The sequence below is a fragment of the Micromonospora sp. NPDC049903 genome, from assembly GCF_044460945.1.
Lineage (GTDB): Bacteria > Actinomycetota > Actinomycetes > Mycobacteriales > Micromonosporaceae > Micromonospora.
The window spans coordinates 19,519-36,713 of the sequence record NZ_JBITKL010000024.1 but is presented as its reverse complement, the minus strand read 5'-3'; the positions used below and the strand labels follow the sequence as shown (position 1 = coordinate 36,713).

Annotated in this window: 15 protein-coding genes; 2 read left to right on the top strand and 13 right to left on the bottom strand. The window is 73.4% G+C overall.

Features of this window, described 5'->3' with window-relative positions:
* Positions 1–27: 27 nt before the first annotated feature.
* The 8 genes from ACIBO1_RS26500 to pepN all read right to left on the bottom strand — a co-directional run bounded on the left by ACIBO1_RS26500 (position 28) and on the right by pepN (position 10,123).
* A complete protein-coding gene (locus tag ACIBO1_RS26500) occupies positions 28–2,403 on the bottom strand; it encodes a ComEC/Rec2 family competence protein (RefSeq protein WP_396751088.1) in 2,376 nt (791 codons plus the stop codon).
* Positions 2,400–3,449 carry a helix-hairpin-helix domain-containing protein gene (locus ACIBO1_RS26495; RefSeq protein ID WP_396751151.1) on the bottom strand — a complete coding sequence of 350 codons (1,050 nt, stop codon included), beginning with the start codon at positions 3,447–3,449 and terminating at the stop codon, positions 2,400–2,402. The genes ACIBO1_RS26500 and ACIBO1_RS26495 overlap by 4 nt, the downstream gene beginning before the upstream one ends.
* Positions 3,450–3,935: 486 nt before the next feature.
* Entirely contained in the window at positions 3,936–4,703 is a 768-nt protein-coding gene (locus tag ACIBO1_RS26490; protein ID WP_396751086.1) for an SDR family NAD(P)-dependent oxidoreductase, read from the bottom strand.
* 186 nt (positions 4,704–4,889) lie between these two features.
* Complete coding sequence (locus tag ACIBO1_RS26485) at positions 4,890–5,738, bottom strand: DegV family protein (RefSeq protein ID WP_396751084.1); 849 nt, start codon at positions 5,736–5,738, stop codon at positions 4,890–4,892.
* A gap of 34 nt (positions 5,739–5,772) precedes the next feature.
* On the bottom strand, positions 5,773–6,438 hold the full coding sequence (locus ACIBO1_RS26480; protein WP_396751082.1) for a histidine phosphatase family protein: 666 nt from the start codon (positions 6,436–6,438) through the stop codon (positions 5,773–5,775).
* On the bottom strand, positions 6,435–6,839 hold the full coding sequence (gene rsfS / locus ACIBO1_RS26475; RefSeq protein ID WP_396751080.1) for a ribosome silencing factor: 405 nt from the start codon (positions 6,837–6,839) through the stop codon (positions 6,435–6,437). The genes ACIBO1_RS26480 and rsfS overlap by 4 nt, the downstream gene beginning before the upstream one ends.
* 96 nt (positions 6,840–6,935) lie before the next feature.
* Positions 6,936–7,535, bottom strand: a complete 600-nt coding sequence (gene nadD, locus ACIBO1_RS26470; protein ID WP_396751078.1) for a nicotinate-nucleotide adenylyltransferase — start codon at positions 7,533–7,535, stop codon at positions 6,936–6,938.
* A 74-nt stretch (positions 7,536–7,609) separates the two neighbouring features.
* The gene (gene pepN / locus ACIBO1_RS26465) at positions 7,610–10,123 is read right to left on the bottom strand and encodes an aminopeptidase N (RefSeq protein WP_396751076.1); all 2,514 of its coding nucleotides are present in this window, start codon (positions 10,121–10,123) and stop codon (positions 7,610–7,612) included.
* A 67-nt stretch (positions 10,124–10,190) separates the two neighbouring features.
* Between pepN and ACIBO1_RS26460 the strand changes: the two genes are divergently transcribed.
* Together ACIBO1_RS26460 and ACIBO1_RS26455 are read left to right on the top strand one after the other, a co-directional pair.
* The gene (locus tag ACIBO1_RS26460) at positions 10,191–10,409 is read left to right on the top strand and encodes a DUF397 domain-containing protein (RefSeq protein WP_093407559.1); all 219 of its coding nucleotides are present in this window, start codon (positions 10,191–10,193) and stop codon (positions 10,407–10,409) included.
* Between the two features lie 195 nt (positions 10,410–10,604).
* Positions 10,605–11,084, top strand: coding sequence for a DUF4383 domain-containing protein (locus ACIBO1_RS26455; protein WP_396751074.1), 480 nt, complete (start codon positions 10,605–10,607; stop codon positions 11,082–11,084).
* Between the two features lie 37 nt (positions 11,085–11,121).
* Here the strand turns inward: ACIBO1_RS26455 and ACIBO1_RS26450 are convergent, their stop codons facing one another.
* The 5 genes from ACIBO1_RS26450 to ACIBO1_RS26430 form a co-directional block, all read right to left on the bottom strand.
* A complete protein-coding gene (locus tag ACIBO1_RS26450; RefSeq protein ID WP_396751072.1) occupies positions 11,122–11,514 on the bottom strand; it encodes a GNAT family N-acetyltransferase in 393 nt (130 codons plus the stop codon).
* Between the two features lie 70 nt (positions 11,515–11,584).
* Positions 11,585–13,033, bottom strand: coding sequence for a GTPase ObgE (obgE, locus tag ACIBO1_RS26445; RefSeq protein WP_396751070.1), 1,449 nt, complete (start codon positions 13,031–13,033; stop codon positions 11,585–11,587).
* Positions 13,034–13,122: 89 nt separating this feature from the next.
* Positions 13,123–13,377 (bottom strand): 50S ribosomal protein L27, encoded by a 255-nt coding sequence (gene rpmA, locus ACIBO1_RS26440; RefSeq protein ID WP_120678837.1) that lies wholly within the window; start codon positions 13,375–13,377, stop codon positions 13,123–13,125.
* Between the two features lie 11 nt (positions 13,378–13,388).
* On the bottom strand, positions 13,389–13,703 hold the full coding sequence (rplU, locus tag ACIBO1_RS26435; protein ID WP_117229528.1) for a 50S ribosomal protein L21: 315 nt from the start codon (positions 13,701–13,703) through the stop codon (positions 13,389–13,391).
* Positions 13,704–14,049: 346 nt separating this feature from the next.
* A complete protein-coding gene (locus ACIBO1_RS26430; protein ID WP_396751067.1) occupies positions 14,050–17,070 on the bottom strand; it encodes an Rne/Rng family ribonuclease in 3,021 nt (1,006 codons plus the stop codon).
* Between the last annotated feature and the right edge of the window lie 125 nt (positions 17,071–17,195).

The following is a 17,195-nucleotide window of genomic DNA, read 5'->3' as shown; positions in this document are numbered from 1 at the left end:
CCTTCTTTCTCCATAAGTCGGATTCGCTCATTGGTTTGCCCTGGTCAGGTCCACTCCCCCCGACACGACGGCCAGCCCGGACGGCCCGACCACCACGGCCACGTCCCCGTCGAGGTCGGTCCGCAGCACCCGCGCCCCACCCCGGCTCAACCGGGCCAGGACGGCCTCGTTGGGATGTCCGTAGGTGTTGCCCGCGCCCACCGGCACCAACGCGACCGCCGGCGCGATCGCGTCCAGAAAGGCCGGATCCTGGTACGCGCTGCCGTGGTGGGCGACCTTCAACACGTCGGCCCGCAGCCCGTACGGCGGCAGGTGTTCCCGCAGCGCCTGCTGCTCCTCGCTCTCCGCGTCCCCGGCGAGCAGGATCCGCACCCCGGCCACGGTGGCCCGCAGGACCAGAGAGTTGTTGTTCGGGTCGGACCTGGTCCCCCGCATCGGATAGGGCGGACCGAGGACCACCAGGTCGACCGCGCCCGCCGCATACCGCCACCCGGCCGGGGCGGCCACCACAGGCGTGCCGTGCGCAGCGGCCGTGTCGTGCACCAGGTCCCGCCCGATCGCCGGTTCCGGCCACCGGGGTGTGACCACCGTGTCCACCCGACGGTCCCGGAAGACCCCGGCCACTCCCCCGGTGTGGTCCACGTGGAAGTGGCTCACCACCAGGAGCGGCACCCGCCGTACGCCGAGCCGTCGCAGACAGGCGTCCGCCGCCGCCGGATCGGGACCGGCGTCGACCACGACGGCGCGCCCCGGCGCCACCGGCAGCAGCACGACGTCGCCCTGACCGACCGCGCAAGCGACCACCACCCATCCCTTGGGCGGCCAGCCGGGTGCCGCCACCCGCACCGGCAGGGTGCCGACCACGACGGCGGCGGTGAGCACCGCCACCAGGCGACGCACCACCGGCCACCGCGCCGCCACCAGCAGGGCCACGGTCAGCGCCGCCAGCAACAGCGCTCCGGACACCCCACCCGGCCAGGGCAGGTTGCCGGCCGGGACGCGGGCCCCGTGCCGGGCCACCAGCACCAGCCACCACGCCGGCCAGTGCGCCAGCCAGGCGACGGCCTGGGCACCGGCGGGCCAGACCGGCGAGATCGTCGCCGCCAGCACCCCGAGCACCGTGGCCGGGGCGATCGCGGGCACGACCAGCAGGTTCGCCGGGACCGCGACCAGACTGACCGTGCCCGACAGACCGGCGATCACCGGGGAGCAGGCCAACTGCGCGGCGGCCGGCACCGCCAGCGCCTCGGCCGCCCCCGCCGGTACGCCCCGTCGGCGCAACCCGTCGCGCCACCGTGGCGCGAGCAGCAGCAGACCACCGGTGGCCAGGACCGACAGCGCGAACCCGGCGTCCCCGGCCAGGTCCGGGTCGACGAGCACCAGCACCGCGATCCCGGCGGCCAGGGCCGGCACCGCCGCCCGGGGCCGGCCGGTGGCCAGCGCGGCGAGTCCGATCGCGCCCATGGTCGCCGCACGCACCACGCTCGGCGAGGGCCGGACCAGGATGACGAAGCCCACCAGGGCGAGCCCGCAGAGCACGACGGCCAACGTCGGCCCGGCGCGGGCCCAGCGGGCCGCCAACAGCACCGCCCCCACCACGATCGCGACGTTGGAACCGGAGACCGCGTTGAGATGTGTCATGCCGGTGGCCCGGAAGTCCTCCTCCACTGTGTCGGGCAGTTCGCTGGTGTCGCCGACGACCAGACCGGGCAGCAGGCCGCCCGGGTCGTCGGGCAGCGGCGCGCAGGCGCGTTGCAGACCGGCCCGCAGCAGCCCGGCGGCCCGTTGCAGCACCGACGCCGACCCGAGCCGGACGGGTTCCCCCTCGGCCAGCAGCACCGCGCCGGTCAGGTCACCGCCGCGCGGCTCGGTCAGGCGGCCCTCGGCGGTGATGCGCTGCCCCGGCAGCAGTCCGCGCCAGGCGGGGTCGTCGGCGAGCACCAGCACCCGGGCCGGCGCGGTGACCCGTTGCCCCGCCGGCCCGGTGACGGTCACCAGCCGGGCCGGCACCAGCAGCGTCGGAGGACGGCCGACGATGCCGCCGCGTAGCGCCCGGGGATCGTCCCGGACGACCAACTCCGCGGTGACGTACCCGCCGTCCTCGACCAGGGCGCGCAACGGGCCGGCGTCCCGCACCGCCAGTCGGGCCGAGGTCGCCGCGCCGCCGCAGACGATCCCGATCAACACCGTCACCGTGATCCAGCCGTAGCGACGGGCGACCGCACCCTGCCGCCGGACGAACCCGAGCAGGTGCACCGCGACCAGCACGGCCACGGCCGCCGCCACCACGGCCACCAGCAGTGTCCGCGCAGCGGTGAGGTGCAGGCCGGCCAGGGCGGTGAGCCAGGCCGCCACGGCCAGTCCGGCCAGCCGCAGATCGGGGACCTTCGCGTCGGCCGTCACACCGTCACCAGATCCTTCAGCTCCTCGTACCGGGCGTCGCCGATGCCGTTGACCTGGCGCAGGTCGCTGACGGCACGGAAGCCGCCGCGTTGGTCGCGGTGCTCGATGATTCGCTGCGCGAGCACCGGTCCCACGCCGGGCAGCGCGTCGAGTTGCGCGAGGGTGGCGGTGTTCAGGTTCACCCGTCCGCCGGGTTCGGCACCGGGCACGGCGGCACCGGGGGCGGCGGCACCGGGGGCGGCGGCACCGGGGGCGGCGGCACCGGGAGCCGGGGCGGCAGGCGTGGGTGCCGGTACACCGACCACGATCAACTCGCCGTCGGTCACCTTGCGGGCCGGATTCAGCATCGCCACGTCCACCCCGGGTAGCGCCCCACCGGCCGCCTCGACGGCGTCGGCCACCCGCGCCCCGGCCGGGAGCCGCACCAGACCCGGCCGACGCACCTTGCCCGCCACGGCGACGACCACCTCACCGGCGGGTACGGCCGACGGGTCGCTCATCGACTCGCCGGCGGCCGGGCCGGACGGGTCTTCGACGTCGGCGGCACCGCTGGGACCGGTGACGGTGACGACCGGCTCGACCTGCGGACGGGACCGCCACGCCCAGACGGCGGCGACGACCACGACCAGGACGGCGACGACGGCGAGCACCCGGACCCCGCGCCGCCCGGGGTCGAACGCCCCGGGACCCGGCAGCCGGGATGGCGCGGGCGTCGCGTCGACGTCCGCCTGATCCTCAGCACTGGACCGGCCGGTGCGCTCCGAAGCGGGGTACGGATCGGCGACCACGGTGGCGGTAGGTGTCGACGTGGTCGGCGGGCCGGTGGCGTGGGTCCCGGTGTTCGACGAGAACTCGGGGCCGGTGGTGGCGTGCACGGGCAGCGCAACGGTCGGCCACTCCATCGGGGTACGCCGCAGCGGCGACGCCGGTGAGAGGTTGTGCGGATTCGGGCCGGTGACACGCGAGGGCGTCGGGCCGGTGTCTGCCACTGCCGGGGCAGTCCGGCCGGCAGGCATGTGGGCATCGCCCGCTCCCGTGCCGGGCATCAGCCGCCACAGGCGGTCCCGGACCACCGTCTCCTCGTCGTCATTGGGCACGGCGCGAGGCTAGGACGGCGAGCCCGACGCGTGCCGCCGTCAATCGCCCCGGCTGTGGATAACCGGTCGCCTGTGGACAACGCCCTGATCACGCATCGTTCGTGCTATGGCCGGACCCGCCGACCGAGGCTGCTTCCGCACGGTCCTGCCCTACACCTCGATCGGTCGATCGGTCCACCGCACGAACCGGCCGTGCAACCCGGCGATGCCGTCCCCTCATCGAGCACGCGAAGAAGGCCCCCAGCCGCGCCGGAGGGCCCTTCGGCGTTGGTCACGCTCGATCCCTGATCGAGTGGTCATCGTCGCGCTCGGACACCACTCGATCCCGGATCGAGCACGATCTTGCGACCGGGAGGACGTGCACGGTTCATCGGTGGAGAGCGACCGGCAGCAGGGCGGTGCTGGCGGGGCAGGCGCTGCCGCGACCGACCCCGGTCAGCGGGATTCCGGATCGAGACCGAGGGCCGCGCGTCCGCCGTCGACCGGCAGGGTGACGCCGGTGACGAAGCCGGCCGCCGGGGAGAGCAGGAACGCCACCACCTCGGCGACGTCCTGCGGACGGCCGATCCGGCCCACCGGGTGCAGGCGGTGTAGTTCCGCCTCGACCCGGCCCGCCTGCTCCGGCGTCTGCGCCGCCAGGAACGCCTCGTGTCGCTCGGTGCTCATCGAGCCGAGGGCGACCGTGTTCGCCCGGATGCCACGCGGGCCGTACTCGACCGCGAGCGCGCGGGTCAGCCCTTCGATGGCGGCTTTCGCGGTGGCGTACGGCAGGCAGCCGGGCACCGGTCGAGCGGCCTGGTGGGAGGAGACGTTCACGATCGCGCCGCCGGTGCCGGCGGCCAGGAATCGGCGTACCGCGGTGGCCGCGCCGACCACGGCGGGGCGCAGATTGCGGGTGATCAGGTCGACCACCTCGCCGACCGGGGCGTCGTGCACCGACGCGTCCCGGAACACCGCCGCGTTGTTCACCCAGCCGGTGAGCGGCCCGGCTCGCTCGGCCAGGTCGGCGGCGCGCCCGGCGACGCCCTCGTCGGCCGCGTCACCGACCACCGCCGTCAGCCGCCCGTTCGCCGCATGTTGCTCCACCCAGGACACCGCGTCGCCATCACGCTCGACGATCACGACCGCCTCACCCGCAGCGAGCAGCCGCTCCACGATCCCCCGCCCGACCCCGCGACCACCACCGGTCACCACACAGGACATCCGCCCCTCCTCCCACCCCCGCCCATCTTCCCGCACCCCCGCACTCACCCCGTCGATCATGGAGTTGCGGCACCGTCATAACAGGTCAAACACCCACGAGCCGCCGACCACAACTCCATGATCGCCGAGCCGAGCCGGGCGGAGGCGGGCCGGACGGGGGCGAGACCAGCCGGAGGGGGGCGAGCCCTAGGGGTGGCGGTGGGTGATGACGCAGGCGAGGCCGGGGCCGGCGTGGGCGGCGACGGCGGCACCGGCCTCGGAGACGTACGTGTCGTGCAGGCGCGCGCCCAGCCGGTCCGTGAGCGCGCTCAGCAGCGTCTCGGCGCGCTGGGGTACGGCCAGGTGGTGTACGGCCAGGTCGACCTCGGCGTCTCCGGCCGCCTCGACGGCCAGGTCCACCAGACGGGCCAGGCCACGGCTGGCCGTGCGCACCTTGTCGCACAGCACGATGACGCCGTCCGGCATGTAGAGGATCGGCTTGACCGAGAGCGCCGTGCCGAGCAGCGCCTCGGCCGCGTTGATCCGGCCGCCCCGGCGCAGGAACTCCAGCGTGTCGACGTAGAAGTAGATGGTGGTGCGGTCGATCGCGGCGACGGCCTCGGCGCGTACAGCGGCCAGGTCGGCTCCGCGGTGTGCGGCCCGGGCGGCGGCGATCACCGGGAAGCCGAGGCCCATGCCGCAGGAGAGGCTGTCGACCACCGTCACCCGGTCACCGAACTCTGCGGCGGCCAGCTCGGCGGCCTCCACGGTGCCGGAGAGTCCCGCCGACAGGTGCACCGACACGACGCCGTCCGCACCGGCGTCCAGCAGCCGACGGTACGTCCGGACGAACTGTTCCGGGGAGGGGCGGGACGTACTCACGGAGACCCGCCGGGCGCTCAGCGCACGGGTGGCGTCCGCCGGGGAGGTCTGGACCCCCTCCAGTCCCTCGACGCCGTTGAGCACCACGGTCAGCGGCACCACGGTGAGCTGGTGCGCGGGCACCAGCTCGGGCGGCAGGTAGGCGGTGGAGTCGGTCACGACCGCGACGGGCATGCCCGGCACGGTAGCCGATCGGTGGGGTGCGGCGTCAGACCGCTTCGGCGGAGCCCGGACGGGCGGATGCGGTGCCGGCGGGTGTGACCGGCGGCACGTCGACCGGCCCGACGTTGTGCGTCCGCATCTGCCACCCACGGTCGGCGTCGTGCCGCAGCTCGGTCCAGTGGCAGTTGCGCAGCGAGCCGACGGCGCGCAGCACGCGGGGCTCCCAGCCGAGCAGCTGACCGCAGCCCTGCCGGGCGGCACCGCCGTGGGTGGCCACGACGATGGTGCGACCGGCGAGTTCGTCGGCGAGCTCCTGTAGGGCGGTGCCCATCCGCTTGCCCAACTCGCTCAGCGGCTCGATCTCCGCGCCCGGGTCGGGGTCACCGGCCCGCCAGCGGGTGAACTCCGCCGGAAACTGTGCCGACGCCTCGGTGAGCAGGAGACCCTGCCAGCGTCCGAAGTGGCGTTCGCGCAGTCGGGCGTCGGAGCGTACCGGCACCCCCGTGAGCGCGGACAGCGCACCAGCGGTGTCCGCCGCGCGACTCAGGTCGCTGGCGACGATGGCGTCCGGTCGCAGCGCGGCCAGCAGCGGCGCGGCCTGACGTGCCTGCTCGCGGCCGAGGTCGTTGAGGGGTACGTCGGTCTGCCCCTGCACCCGGCCGGCGGCGTTCCAGTCGGTGTTGCCGTGCCGCCAGACGACCAGCCGGGTCACTCGCCGGATCCGCTGGCGGCCTCGGCGCTGGCCAGGTCCCGGTCGACGAACGGGATGGTGGGGCAGTCCTTCCAGAGCCGGTCGAGGGCGTAGAACTCACGCTCCTCGGTGTGCTGCACGTGGACCACGATGTCGACGTAGTCGAGCAGCACCCACCGGCCGCCGCGCTCGCCCTCGCGCCGGACCGGCTTGGCCTTCTCGGGCAGGTCGAGCAGCGCTTCCTCGATGGCGTCGACGATGGCGAGCACCTGGCGCTCGTTCGGGGCCGCGGCGAGCAGGAACGCGTCGGTGATGGCGAGCTGGTCGCCCACGTCGATGATGACGATGTCCTGAGCCTTCTTGTCGGCCGCGGCCTGGGCGGCGGCCATCGCCAGCTCGTGAGCGCGTTCCGAAACTGTCACCGTTCTCCCTCGATCACCCGTGCGATGCTTCCAAGCCTCTCACACCCGGCGGATTCCCGACTTGGCGGTTTCACGCAGTAATCGGGATGAAACAGGCTAATCATCCTGGTAGAGCCGCCGTTTCGCGATGTATTGCACCACACCGTCCGGCACCAGATACCAGACCGGCACTCCTCGGGAGACCCGCGCCCGACAGTCGGTCGACGAGATGGCCATCGCCGGCACCTGCACCAGGCTGACCGTGTCGGCGGGCACGTGGGCGTCGGTGAGTTCGAAGCCCGGCCGGGTCACCCCGATGAAGTGGGCCAGCTCGAAGATCTCGTCCAGATCCTTCCAGCTCAGGATGCGTTCCAGCGCGTCCGCGCCGGTGATGAAGAACAGTTGCGCCTTCGGGCCGTACTCGGCGCGCAGGTCACGCAACGTGTCGACGGTGTAGGTGGGACCGCCCCGGTCGATGTCGACCCGACTGACCTGGAAGCGGGGGTTCGACGCGGTCGCGATCACCGTCATCAGGTAGCGGTCCTCGGCCGGGCTGACCGGGACGTCCGCCTTCTGCCAGGGCCGCCCGGTGGGCACGAACACCACCTCGTCCAGCCCGAACCGGTCCGCCACCTCGCTCGCCGCGACGAGGTGGCCGTGATGGATCGGGTCGAACGTGCCGCCCATGATCCCGACCCGCCGGATGTCTTCCCGCACACCATGATCCTATGCCGAATCCGGTTCACGCCGGGCCGGGCCGTGACCCACGGCACCGACCCGGCGACACCAGGTCAGGCGGTCATCGCCGCCACCGCCGTTCGCGCCAGGAGCGCCCGCCGCAGGTCGTCGTCGGCGTCGGTGACCACCCGGCGCAGCCCCGGCGTGAGGTCGTCGCGGGCCAGCAGGGCCGCGGCCGCCTCCCGGGTCGATCGCGCCACCGCATACCGGGGGAACGCCAGCTTGGCCACCCCGTCGGCCACCCAGGGGGTACGCAGCCGCGCGGCAGCCGGCATGTCGTCGAAGTACCGGGTCACGTAGTCGGCGGTCAGTCCCGCCTGCTCGGGACGCCAGAAACCGGCGGCCGTCGCCTCGACCAGCCGGTTGGACAGCTCGGTGTTCGACACGATGATCTCCCACGCGGCCTGTTTGGCGGCCGGGTCGGGCAGGGCGGCCCGGCAGGTGGCGGACCGCTCCGCACCGGCGGCGCTCGGGTCGGCTGCCGTCTCGGCGGCGATCTCGGGCTCACCGGCGGCGCCCAGCACCACCAGCCGGGCCAGGACGGACCAGCGCAGCTCGGTGTCGACGGCCAGCCCGTCCGGCACGCCCCGACCGACGAGCCAGCCACCCAGCAGGTCGGCGTCGGTGGTCACGGCGATCAGGCCCCGCGCGGCGGCCAACTGCAACGACTCCCCCGGCGCGGCACCGTCGAGCAACCGGCGGCAGGCGGCGGCGATCCGGTCCAGAGCCACCTGTCGGGCCGCCGGGTCGAGATAGCGGTCGACCAGCGACCGGCTCAGCGCCAGCACGTCCTCGGCGATGATCACCTCGGTCTCGGTGGGCAGCGCCGCCCCGATCAGGTCGACCACCGCCTGCACCGGCCGTTCCGCGTCGGTGGCGGCGTCCAGCGCCTCGCCCCAGAGCAGCGCCCGGGCTAGCGGGTCGGCCAGCCTGGGCAGCAGCAGCGACACGGCGTCGGCCGAGGCCGGGTCCAGGCGGATCTTGGCGAACGTCAGATCGCCGTCGTTGGGCAGCAGGACCGCCGCCGCCGGTGCACCGACCAACCCCGTGAGCAGCGTACGCCCGTCGTCGGACTTCGGGTCGAGGTCGATCTCCTGCCGCTCGGCGGTGCCGTCGACGGCGTACCGGCCGACGCCGATGCGGTGCGGGCGTAGCACCGGGTGCGACGGCGGGGCCGTCTGCACCACGGCCGCCTCGGCGTACCGGCCGTCGGCGTCCAGCCGCACCTCGGAGCGCAGCGTGTTCACCTGCGCGGTACGCAGCCACGACTGCGCCCAGTCGGTGAGGTCCCGGCCGCTGGCGGCACTCAGGCTGTCGAGCAGGTCGGCCAGGGTGGCGTTGCCGAACCGGTGCCGGGCGAAGTGGTCGTTCAGACCGGCCAGGAACGCCTCGTCACCGAGCCAGGCGACGAGTTGCCGCAACACGCTGGCGCCCTTGGCGTACGAGATGCCGTCGAAGTTGAGCAACCCCTGCGCCGCGTCGGCCACCTCCTCGGGCGCGACGGGGTGGGTGGAGGGGCGCTGGTCGGCGGCGTACCCCCAGGCCTTGCGTTGCAGCGCGAAGGTCGTCCACGCCTGGTCGAACCGGGTCGCCTCGGCGGTGACCCGGGTGCCGAGGTACTCGGCGAACGACTCGTTCAGCCACAGGTCGTCCCACCAGCGCATGGTGACGAGATCACCGAACCACATGTGCGCCATCTCGTGGGCGATGGTGGTGGCCCGCTCCTCCCGCTCGGAGTCGGTGACCGCCGAGCGGAACACGTAGTCGTCGCGGAAGGTCACCAGGCCCGGGTTCTCCATCGCCCCAGCGTTGAACTCCGGCACGAACGCCTGGTCGTACTTGCCGAACGGGTACCGCTCGGCGAAGAGCTGGTGGAACCGGTCCAGGCACTGCTTCGTGATGGTGAAGATCTCGTCGGCGTCGGCGTCGAGGTGCTCGGCCAGCGACCGGCGGCAGTACACCCCGAGCGGGATGCCGTCGTGGCTGTCCCGTCGGACGTGCCAGGGGCCGGCGATCAGCGTGAAGAAGTACGTGGCGATGGGCAGGGTGGGGACGAACTCCCAGCGCCCGGGGGCCGGGTTGGCGGCCAGCGCGCCGTTGGCCGCGACCGTCCAGTGCTCCGGTGCGGTGACCGTGAGCGTGACCGGCGCCTTCAGGTCGGGCTGGTCGAAGGCGGCGAAGATGCGTTGCACGTCGTCCAGGAAGGACATCGCGTACAGGTAGGTCTCGCCGTCGGCCGGGTCGACGAACCGGTGCAGCCCCTCACCGGTGTTCGTGTACGCCATCTCCGCCTCGACGGTCAGCGTGTTCTCCTCGGTCAGCCCGGTCAGGACGAGCCGGTTGTCGTCCAACGCGGCCGGATCGAGATCACGGTCGTTGAGGCGTACCGCCAGCAGGCTCGCGGGCTTCACCTCGGCGAAGGTCTCCCCGTCGGTGGCCCGGAACCGGATCGTGACCAGCGAGCGGAACCGCTCGTCGCCACCGGTGAGGTCGAGGTCCACGTGGTAGGAAACGACGGAGATCGACGCGCCACGCGCGGTCGACTCTGCACGGCTCAGGCTCGGCATCCGCTTATCCTGCCCGATGAGGCATCGAACGAGCTTCCCCATTTCCCTGTACTGGAGGACTGACGCAATGACAGCGCACCCCAAGGGTGACTTCGACCTCTCCCGGGCGGTCTGGCAGCGGGCCGAGGGCGACACCTCGGAGGCGGCGGTGGAGGTCGCCTTCGTCGACGACCTCATCGGTATGCGTAACTCCGCCGAGCCGGACGGTCCGGTGCTGGTGTTCACGCAGGCCGAGTGGGACGCCTTCGTCGCGGGCGCCCAGGACGGCGAGTTCGACCTGGACTGAGCCCACCGCCGGTCGCCCCGGTCGGCGGGTTCGTCCCGCCGTGCCGGACCGGGGCACACGGGGCCGGCGGCAGCCAGCGCCTCCCCCCAAGGTGCGGCATTTCTTCGGAGTCGCCCCCGACGGCCGCGCGCATGCGAGATCGTCGGAGCCGGGGAACCACCCCGCGACGGTCGCGGGCTCACGGAGGTGACGACGATGGCGCACAGGTCGCTGGAGAAGCCGGCCCGGCGCACCACCCGCGCCCAGCTCGCCGCCATGATCCTGGCGGTGGTCTTCCTCCTGGTCGGGGTGCTCGGGTTCGTCCCCGGCATCACCACGAACTACGGCGAGCTGTCCTTCGCCGGCCACCACTCCGAGGCGAAGCTGCTCGGCGTGTTCCAGGTCTCGGTCCTGCACAACCTGGTCCACCTCGCCTTCGGCGTGATCGGCCTGGCGTTGGCCCGCAGCCTGGGCGGCGCACGGCTCTTCCTGATCGGCGGCGGCGCGGTGTACCTCGTGCTCTGGATCTACGGCCTGGTGGTCGTCGACCGGGCGGGGGCCAACTGGATACCGGTGAACGGCGCGGACAACTGGCTGCACCTGGGCCTGGCCCTGGGGATGCTGGTCCTCGGTCTGCTGCTGTCGAACCGCGCGGGCACCGGCGGAGGGCTGGACGACCCGCTCGACCGCCCCTGACCCGGGGCACGACCACGCGGTCCGGCGGCGGGACCGCTCAGGCGGCGACCGGCAACCGCTTGGCCAGGTACGCGCCGACCGGCTCGTACCCGCAGGACCGGTAGAGCACCCCGGCCACCGGCCCGTACGCGCCGACGGCCACCCGCAGCACCGCGCAGCCCTGCCGGAACGCCACCTCCTCCAGCGCGACCAGCATGTGCCGGGCGATGCCCTGCCGCCGGTACGCCGGCCGCACGTACAGTCCCGACAGCTCACCGAGGCCGTCGCCGAGGTCGTGGACGCCGCCGCAGGCCACCGCCCGCCCGTGCAGCACGGCCACCAGGTGTCCCCCGTCGTCACGCGGACCGCCGGTCGCACCGAGTTCGCGCCGCCACGCGGCGACGAGGGTGGCGACCTCCGGGTCGGTGGCGGGGCGGGACTGGATCAGCATCCCGCCACGCTAAGCCGTGGGGTTTTCGCCAAGGTTTCTGGCAGTTGTACCCGTTTCGCCGAGCAGCGTGCTATTCGGCGTCGTCCGGCGTCGGCGCCGCCTCCACCTCGTCCGCCGGTCGCTGCCGGCGGGCCTTGCGGGCCGCCAACCGCTCCGCCGCGTTGGCCCGGTTCGTCTTCTCCTCCAGCCGCTCGTCGCGGCCCCGGGAGCCCGGCACGTAGTCGGCCCCGGCATAGAGGGTCGGCCGCCAGTCGAACTCCCGGTCCGCGATGCGCACCAGATCGCCCGGCTGGGCACCGGCCTTCGCCAGCTTCTCCTCCACACCGAGCCGCGCCAGCCGGTCGGCGAGGTAGCCGACCGCCTCGTCGTTGTCGAAGTTCGTCTGGCGTACCCACCGCTCCGGGCGGCCACCGAGCACCGTGTAGGAGCCGTCGTCCTGCACCTCGATGGTGAACCCGGCGTCGTCGACCGCCCGGGGGCGGATCACGATCCGGGTCGGCTCGGCCGGCGGCACCGCGGCCCGCGCCTGCTCCACCAGCTCGGCCATCGCGTAGGTGAACTCCTTGAGACCCTCCCGGGTGGCCGCCGACACCTCGAAGATCCGCAGGCCGCGCGCCTCCAGGTCGGGCCGGACGATCTCGGCGAGGTCCCGGCCGTCGGGCACGTCGATCTTGTTCAGGGCCACCATGCGCGGCCGGTCGGCCAGACCGCCGTACTCGGCCAGCTCCGCCTCGATGGTGTCGATGTCGGCCAACGGGTCCCGACCCGGCTCCAACGTCGCGGTGTCGATCACGTGCACCAGCACGGCACACCGCTCGACGTGCCGCAGGAACTCCAGCCCCAGGCCCTTGCCGGTGGCCGCGCCCGGGATCAGACCGGGCACGTCGGCGACGGTGAAGGTGTGGTTGTCGACCCGCACCACGCCCAGGTTCGGCACCAGCGTGGTGAACGGGTAGTCGGCGATCTTCGGCTTGGCGGCCGAGATCACCGAGATCAGCGACGACTTCCCGGCCGACGGGAAGCCCACCAGACCGACGTCGGCGACGCTCTTGAGCTCCAGCACCACGTCCAGTTGCTCGCCCGGCTCGCCCAACTCGGCGAATCCGGGTGCCTTCCGGCGGGCGTTGGCCAGCGAGGCGTTGCCCCGGCCACCCCGCCCGCCCCGGGCCACCTCGAAGGTGGTGCCGGCGCCGACCATGTCGGCCAGCACGGTGCCGTCGGCGGTCTGCACGACCGTGCCGTCCGGCACGGTGAGCACCAGGTCACCGCCGTTGGCGCCGTCCCGGTTGGAGCCCGCACCGCCGCGACCGTTGGGCGCCTTGACGTGCGGGCGGAAGTGGAAGTCGAGCAGCGTGTGCACCTGCGGGTCGACCACCAGCGACACACTGCCGCCGTGGCCGCCGTTGCCGCCGTCGGGGCCACCGAACGGCTTGAACTTCTCCCGGTGGATCGACACACAGCCGTGCCCGCCGTCGCCGGCCTGCAGGTGCAGGACGACCCGGTCAACGAACGTCGTCACGCCGCAATCCTTCCAGCGGGGCGCGACCCCGCGTGAGAAATGACGAAGCGGGCCGGGACATCAGGTCCACGGCCCGCTTCGCCTCGAAGCTACTGCTGCGGCACGATGCTGACGGTCTTGCGACCGCGCTTGGTGCCGAACTGGACCGCACCGGCGGACAGCGCGAACAGCGTGTCGTCGCCACCACGGCCGACCAGGTCACCGGGGTGGAACTTGGTGCCACGCTGCCGGACGATGATCTCGCCCGCGCTGACGACCTGACCACCGAAGCGCTTCACGCCGAGCCGCTGGGCCGCGGAGTCACGGCCGTTACGCGAGCTGGACGCACCCTTTTTGTGAGCCATCTGAGGACGACCTACTTCCCGCTGGAGATGCCGGTCACCTTGACCTGGGTCAGCGGCTGGCGGTGACCCTGGCGCTTGTGGTAGCCGGTCTTGTTCTTGAACTTGTGGATCCGGATCTTCGGGCCCTTGGTGTGCGCGGCGATCTCGCCGGACACCTCGACCTCGGCGAGCTTGGCCGCATCGGTCACCAGGTCGTCACCGTCGACGAGGAGCACCGCGGCGAGCTTCACCGCGTCGCCGGGGGCACCGGCGAGCTTCTCGACCTCGATCACGTCGCCTTCGGCGACCTTGTACTGCTTGCCGCCGGTCTTGACGATCGCGTACATCGGAGGCGGACTCCCTGTCGTTGAGGCTGCTGGCGGTCGTCCCCGCGGCGGCTCGCCGGGTAGCAGAGGCACGGCGGCGCGGGCACACGGGAACTCGGCACACCAAAGTGCGCCGCAGGTTAGCGTACGCCATGGTCGGGGCCGGTCCCAAACCGGGCCACCCCCACCGGGCCGGGTCAGCGCTCGGCCATCGGCCGGTCACCGGCCGTGGCGTCATCGGCCGTGGCGTCAACCGCCGGGCCGCACCGGCATCACGATACGCCGGAGCCCCGCCCGGCGGATGTCACCGCGGGCGGGGCTCGTCGACGTCGGGGCGGCGGACCGGGTCCGGCTCACCGCCACCTGGTCAGGGTCGGGTACGGCGGCGCGCGCCACCACGGCGGGAGCGACGGCGGCCGGTGCCACCCTCGGCACCCTCCTCCTCGTCGCTCTCGCCCAGCGCGTCCGGGTCGTCCGGAGCGGCCAGCCGGGCCGACTCGCCCTGCTGGCTGTCGGCCACGTCCGGGGCGGCCGGGGTGTCCGTCTCGTACCGGGACAGGTCGTAGCCCATCGTGTCGTGGTAGTCGGCGTCGGCCGTGGCGGTGGTGGTCTCCTCGGTGTCGGTGACCTCGACCACGGTCCGCTCGGCGGCGCTCTTGCGACCCCGACGCCGCGACGAGCCGCTGGTCTGCTCGGCGGCCGGCGCGACCGAGGCGACCGCCTTCACCTTCTCCGTGCCGCCGGAGCGCGGCTTCTCCGGCACCGGCTCGGTGTGGATGACCAGGCCCCGGCCCTTGCAGCAGTCGCAGGTCTCGCTGAACGCCTCCAGCAGGCCGGCACCGATCCGCTTGCGGGTCATCTGCACCAGACCCAGCGAGGTGATCTCGGTGACCTGGTGCTTCGTACGGTCCCGGCCCAGGCACTCGGTCAACCGGCGCAGCACCAACTCCCGGTTCGACTCCAGCACCATGTCGATGAAGTCGATCACCACGATGCCGCCGATGTCGCGCAACCGCAGTTGGCGGACGATCTCCTCGGCCGCCTCCAGGTTGTTGCGGGTGACCGTCTCCTCCAGGTTGCCGCCCGCGCCGGTGTACTTGCCGGTGTTGACGTCGACCACGGTCATCGCCTCGGTCCGGTCGATCACCAGGTGACCACCGGAGGGGAGGAAGACCTTGCGGTCGAGCCCCTTGAGGATCTGCTCGTCGATGCGGTAGGCGGCGAACACGTCGGTGGTGCCCGCGTGCCGGCGCAGCCGGGCGACCAGGTCCGGCGAGACGTGCGACAGGTACGACTCGACCATGTCGTACGACTGGTCGCCCTCGATGACCAGCTCGCGGAAGTCCTCGTTGAACAGGTCCCGGACCACCCGGATGACCAGGTCCGGCTCCTCGTAGAGCAGCACCGGCGCACCGCCCTCGGTGGACTTGGCCTGGATGTCCTCCCACTGCGCCTGGAGCCGCTTGACGTCGCGGGCCAGCTCGTCCTCGCTGGCCCCTTCGGCGGCGGTCCGGACGATCACGCCCGCACCGTCCGGCACCAGCTTCTTGAGCGCGTCACGCAGCCGCTTGCGCTCGGTGTCCGGCAGCTTGCGGCTGATCCCGGAGGCGTTGCCGCCGGGCACGTACACCAGGTGCCGACCGGAGAGCGCGACGTGACTGGTCAGCCGCGCGCCCTTGTGCCCGATCGGGTCCTTGGTGACCTGCACCAGCACCGAGTCACCGGACTTGAGCGCCTGCTCGATCGAGCGTGCCCGCCCCTCCAGGCCGGTGGAGTCCCAGTTGACCTCGCCCGCGTACAGGACCGCGTTGCGGCCCCGGCCGATGTCGACGAACGCCGCCTCCATGCTCGGCAGCACGTTCTGCACCTTGCCGAGGTAGACGTTGCCGGCCATGGTCGCGGCGGAGTTGCGGGTCACGTAGTGCTCGACCAGCACACCGTCCTCCAGGACGGCGATCTGGGTGCGGTCGCCGCGCTGGCGTACCGCCATCACCCGGTCGACCGCCTCGCGGCGGGCCAGGAACTCCGACTCGCTCAGGATCGGCGGGCGGGTCCGGCGCTGCTCGCGGCCGTCCCGGCGGCGCTGCCGCTTGGCCTCCAGCCGGGTCGAGCCGGAGACGCCCTGCACCTCGTCGACCGTGCGGCGCGGCTCCCGGATCTTCACCACGGTGGGTACGCCGTCGTCGGCACCGCCGTCGGTGTCGCCGGCCCCCCGGCGGCGGCGACGACGCCGACGCCGGGTCATCCCGTCACCGTCGCCCTCGTCGCCGCTCTCGTCCGACTCGGTCTCGGCCTCGTCGGCGTCGCTCTGGGCGGCCTCCTCGGCCTCGTTCTCCTCGGCGTCGTCGAGGTCCTCGGCGCCGCCCTTGCCCCGGCCCCGGCCCCGGCGGCCACGCCGACGGCGACGCCGTCCCGAGCCGTCCTCGTCCTCGTCGTCGGCGGCCTCCTCGGCCTCCGCGGCGGGCTCCTCCTCGACCTCGACCTCCACCTCGGCGGCGGGCTCCGGCTCGGGCTCCCGACGACCCCGACGGCGACGCCGGGTCGGCTCGGCCGGTTCCTCGGTCGGCTCCTCCTCGGCGGCCGGTGCGGCAGCGGCCGCAGCGGCGGCGGCACTGGCGGCGCGGGCTGCGGTGACCTCCTCCGGCGCCATGAACAGCACCGTCGGCGCGGTGAGCGCGGCACGCCGGCGGCGGGACCGGGGCTCCGGTGCCGGCTCGGTCGCGGCCTCCTCCGTCTTGGCCTCCCCCTGCGGGGTCACCGGCTCGGCCGGGTCGGTCTCGGTGGACTCCACCGGCGCGGCGCCCTCGGTAGGCAGCGCGGCCGAGCCGAAGTCGGTACCGGCCGCAGGTGCCGGCTCCTCGGCCACCGTCTCCTCGGCGACGGCCGGGACCTCGGCCGGCGGCGGGGTCGCCTTCTTCCGACGGGTACGCGTCACCTTGACCGGTGGTACGACGTCCCCACCGGCCGCCTCGACCTCGGCTGCGGCCAGCGGTTCCTCGGCGGCCTTCGACGCGGTGGTGGCCTTGCGGCGTCGCCGGGGCGTCTTCGGCGCCTCGTCCAGGTCACCGGAGACCGGGGCGAAGACCTCCGCCTGCGGGGCCTCCGAGCTGCCCGGTGTCGGGGTGCCGGACGCCTCGATCGGGGCGTCGGTCTGCTCCGCCTGGGTGACCGGGGTGGCCCGGCGACGGGTGGCCCGCCTGCGGGGCGGTGCCTCGGCGGCGGACGGGCTGCCCAGGTCGGCCGCGCCGCTCACGGTGCCGGAGGTCTCCCCCGACGCGTCGGGGGCCGCCGGTGCGGCGCCCGCCGTGCCGGTGGTGCTGTCGTCAGCGGTCTCGCCGGCCGGGTTCGCACCGGTCCGTTCGCCGCCCTCGGGCTCGTTCTCGAGCATGGACGTTCTCCAGTTCTGGCTGCCCCGGGCGCGGGTGAGCGCTGCCACGCAGGGTCGCCGCAAAGGTGTTTCCCCGGGCGCACGGGCGTGCGCGACCGGCGAAGTCTGCCTGTCTGAGCACCGAC

What these genes read in the sequence shown, in the direction of transcription:
- ACIBO1_RS26485 (WP_396751084.1), bottom strand. Translation starts at nt 5,738, where the DNA reads ATGCCCGTCGCGGTCGTGACCGACTCCACCGCCTACCTGCCGCCCGAG.
- ACIBO1_RS26460 (WP_093407559.1), top strand. Translation starts at nt 10,191, where the DNA reads ATGACAGCGCACCCCAAGGGTGACTTCGACCTCTCCCGGGCGGTCTGG.
- ACIBO1_RS26455 (WP_396751074.1), top strand. Translation starts at nt 10,605, where the DNA reads ATGGCGCACAGGTCGCTGGAGAAGCCGGCCCGGCGCACCACCCGCGCC.
- ACIBO1_RS26450 (WP_396751072.1), bottom strand. Translation starts at nt 11,514, where the DNA reads ATGCTGATCCAGTCCCGCCCCGCCACCGACCCGGAGGTCGCCACCCTC.
- pepN (WP_396751076.1), bottom strand. Translation starts at nt 10,123, where the DNA reads ATGCCGAGCCTGAGCCGTGCAGAGTCGACCGCGCGTGGCGCGTCGATC.
- rplU (WP_117229528.1), bottom strand. Translation starts at nt 13,703, where the DNA reads ATGTACGCGATCGTCAAGACCGGCGGCAAGCAGTACAAGGTCGCCGAA.
- ACIBO1_RS26430 (WP_396751067.1), bottom strand. Translation starts at nt 17,070, where the DNA reads ATGCTCGAGAACGAGCCCGAGGGCGGCGAACGGACCGGTGCGAACCCG.
- rpmA (WP_120678837.1), bottom strand. Translation starts at nt 13,377, where the DNA reads ATGGCTCACAAAAAGGGTGCGTCCAGCTCGCGTAACGGCCGTGACTCC.
- ACIBO1_RS26490 (WP_396751086.1), bottom strand. Translation starts at nt 4,703, where the DNA reads ATGTCCTGTGTGGTGACCGGTGGTGGTCGCGGGGTCGGGCGGGGGATC.
- ACIBO1_RS26495 (WP_396751151.1), bottom strand. Translation starts at nt 3,449, where the DNA reads ATGCCCGGCACGGGAGCGGGCGATGCCCACATGCCTGCCGGCCGGACT.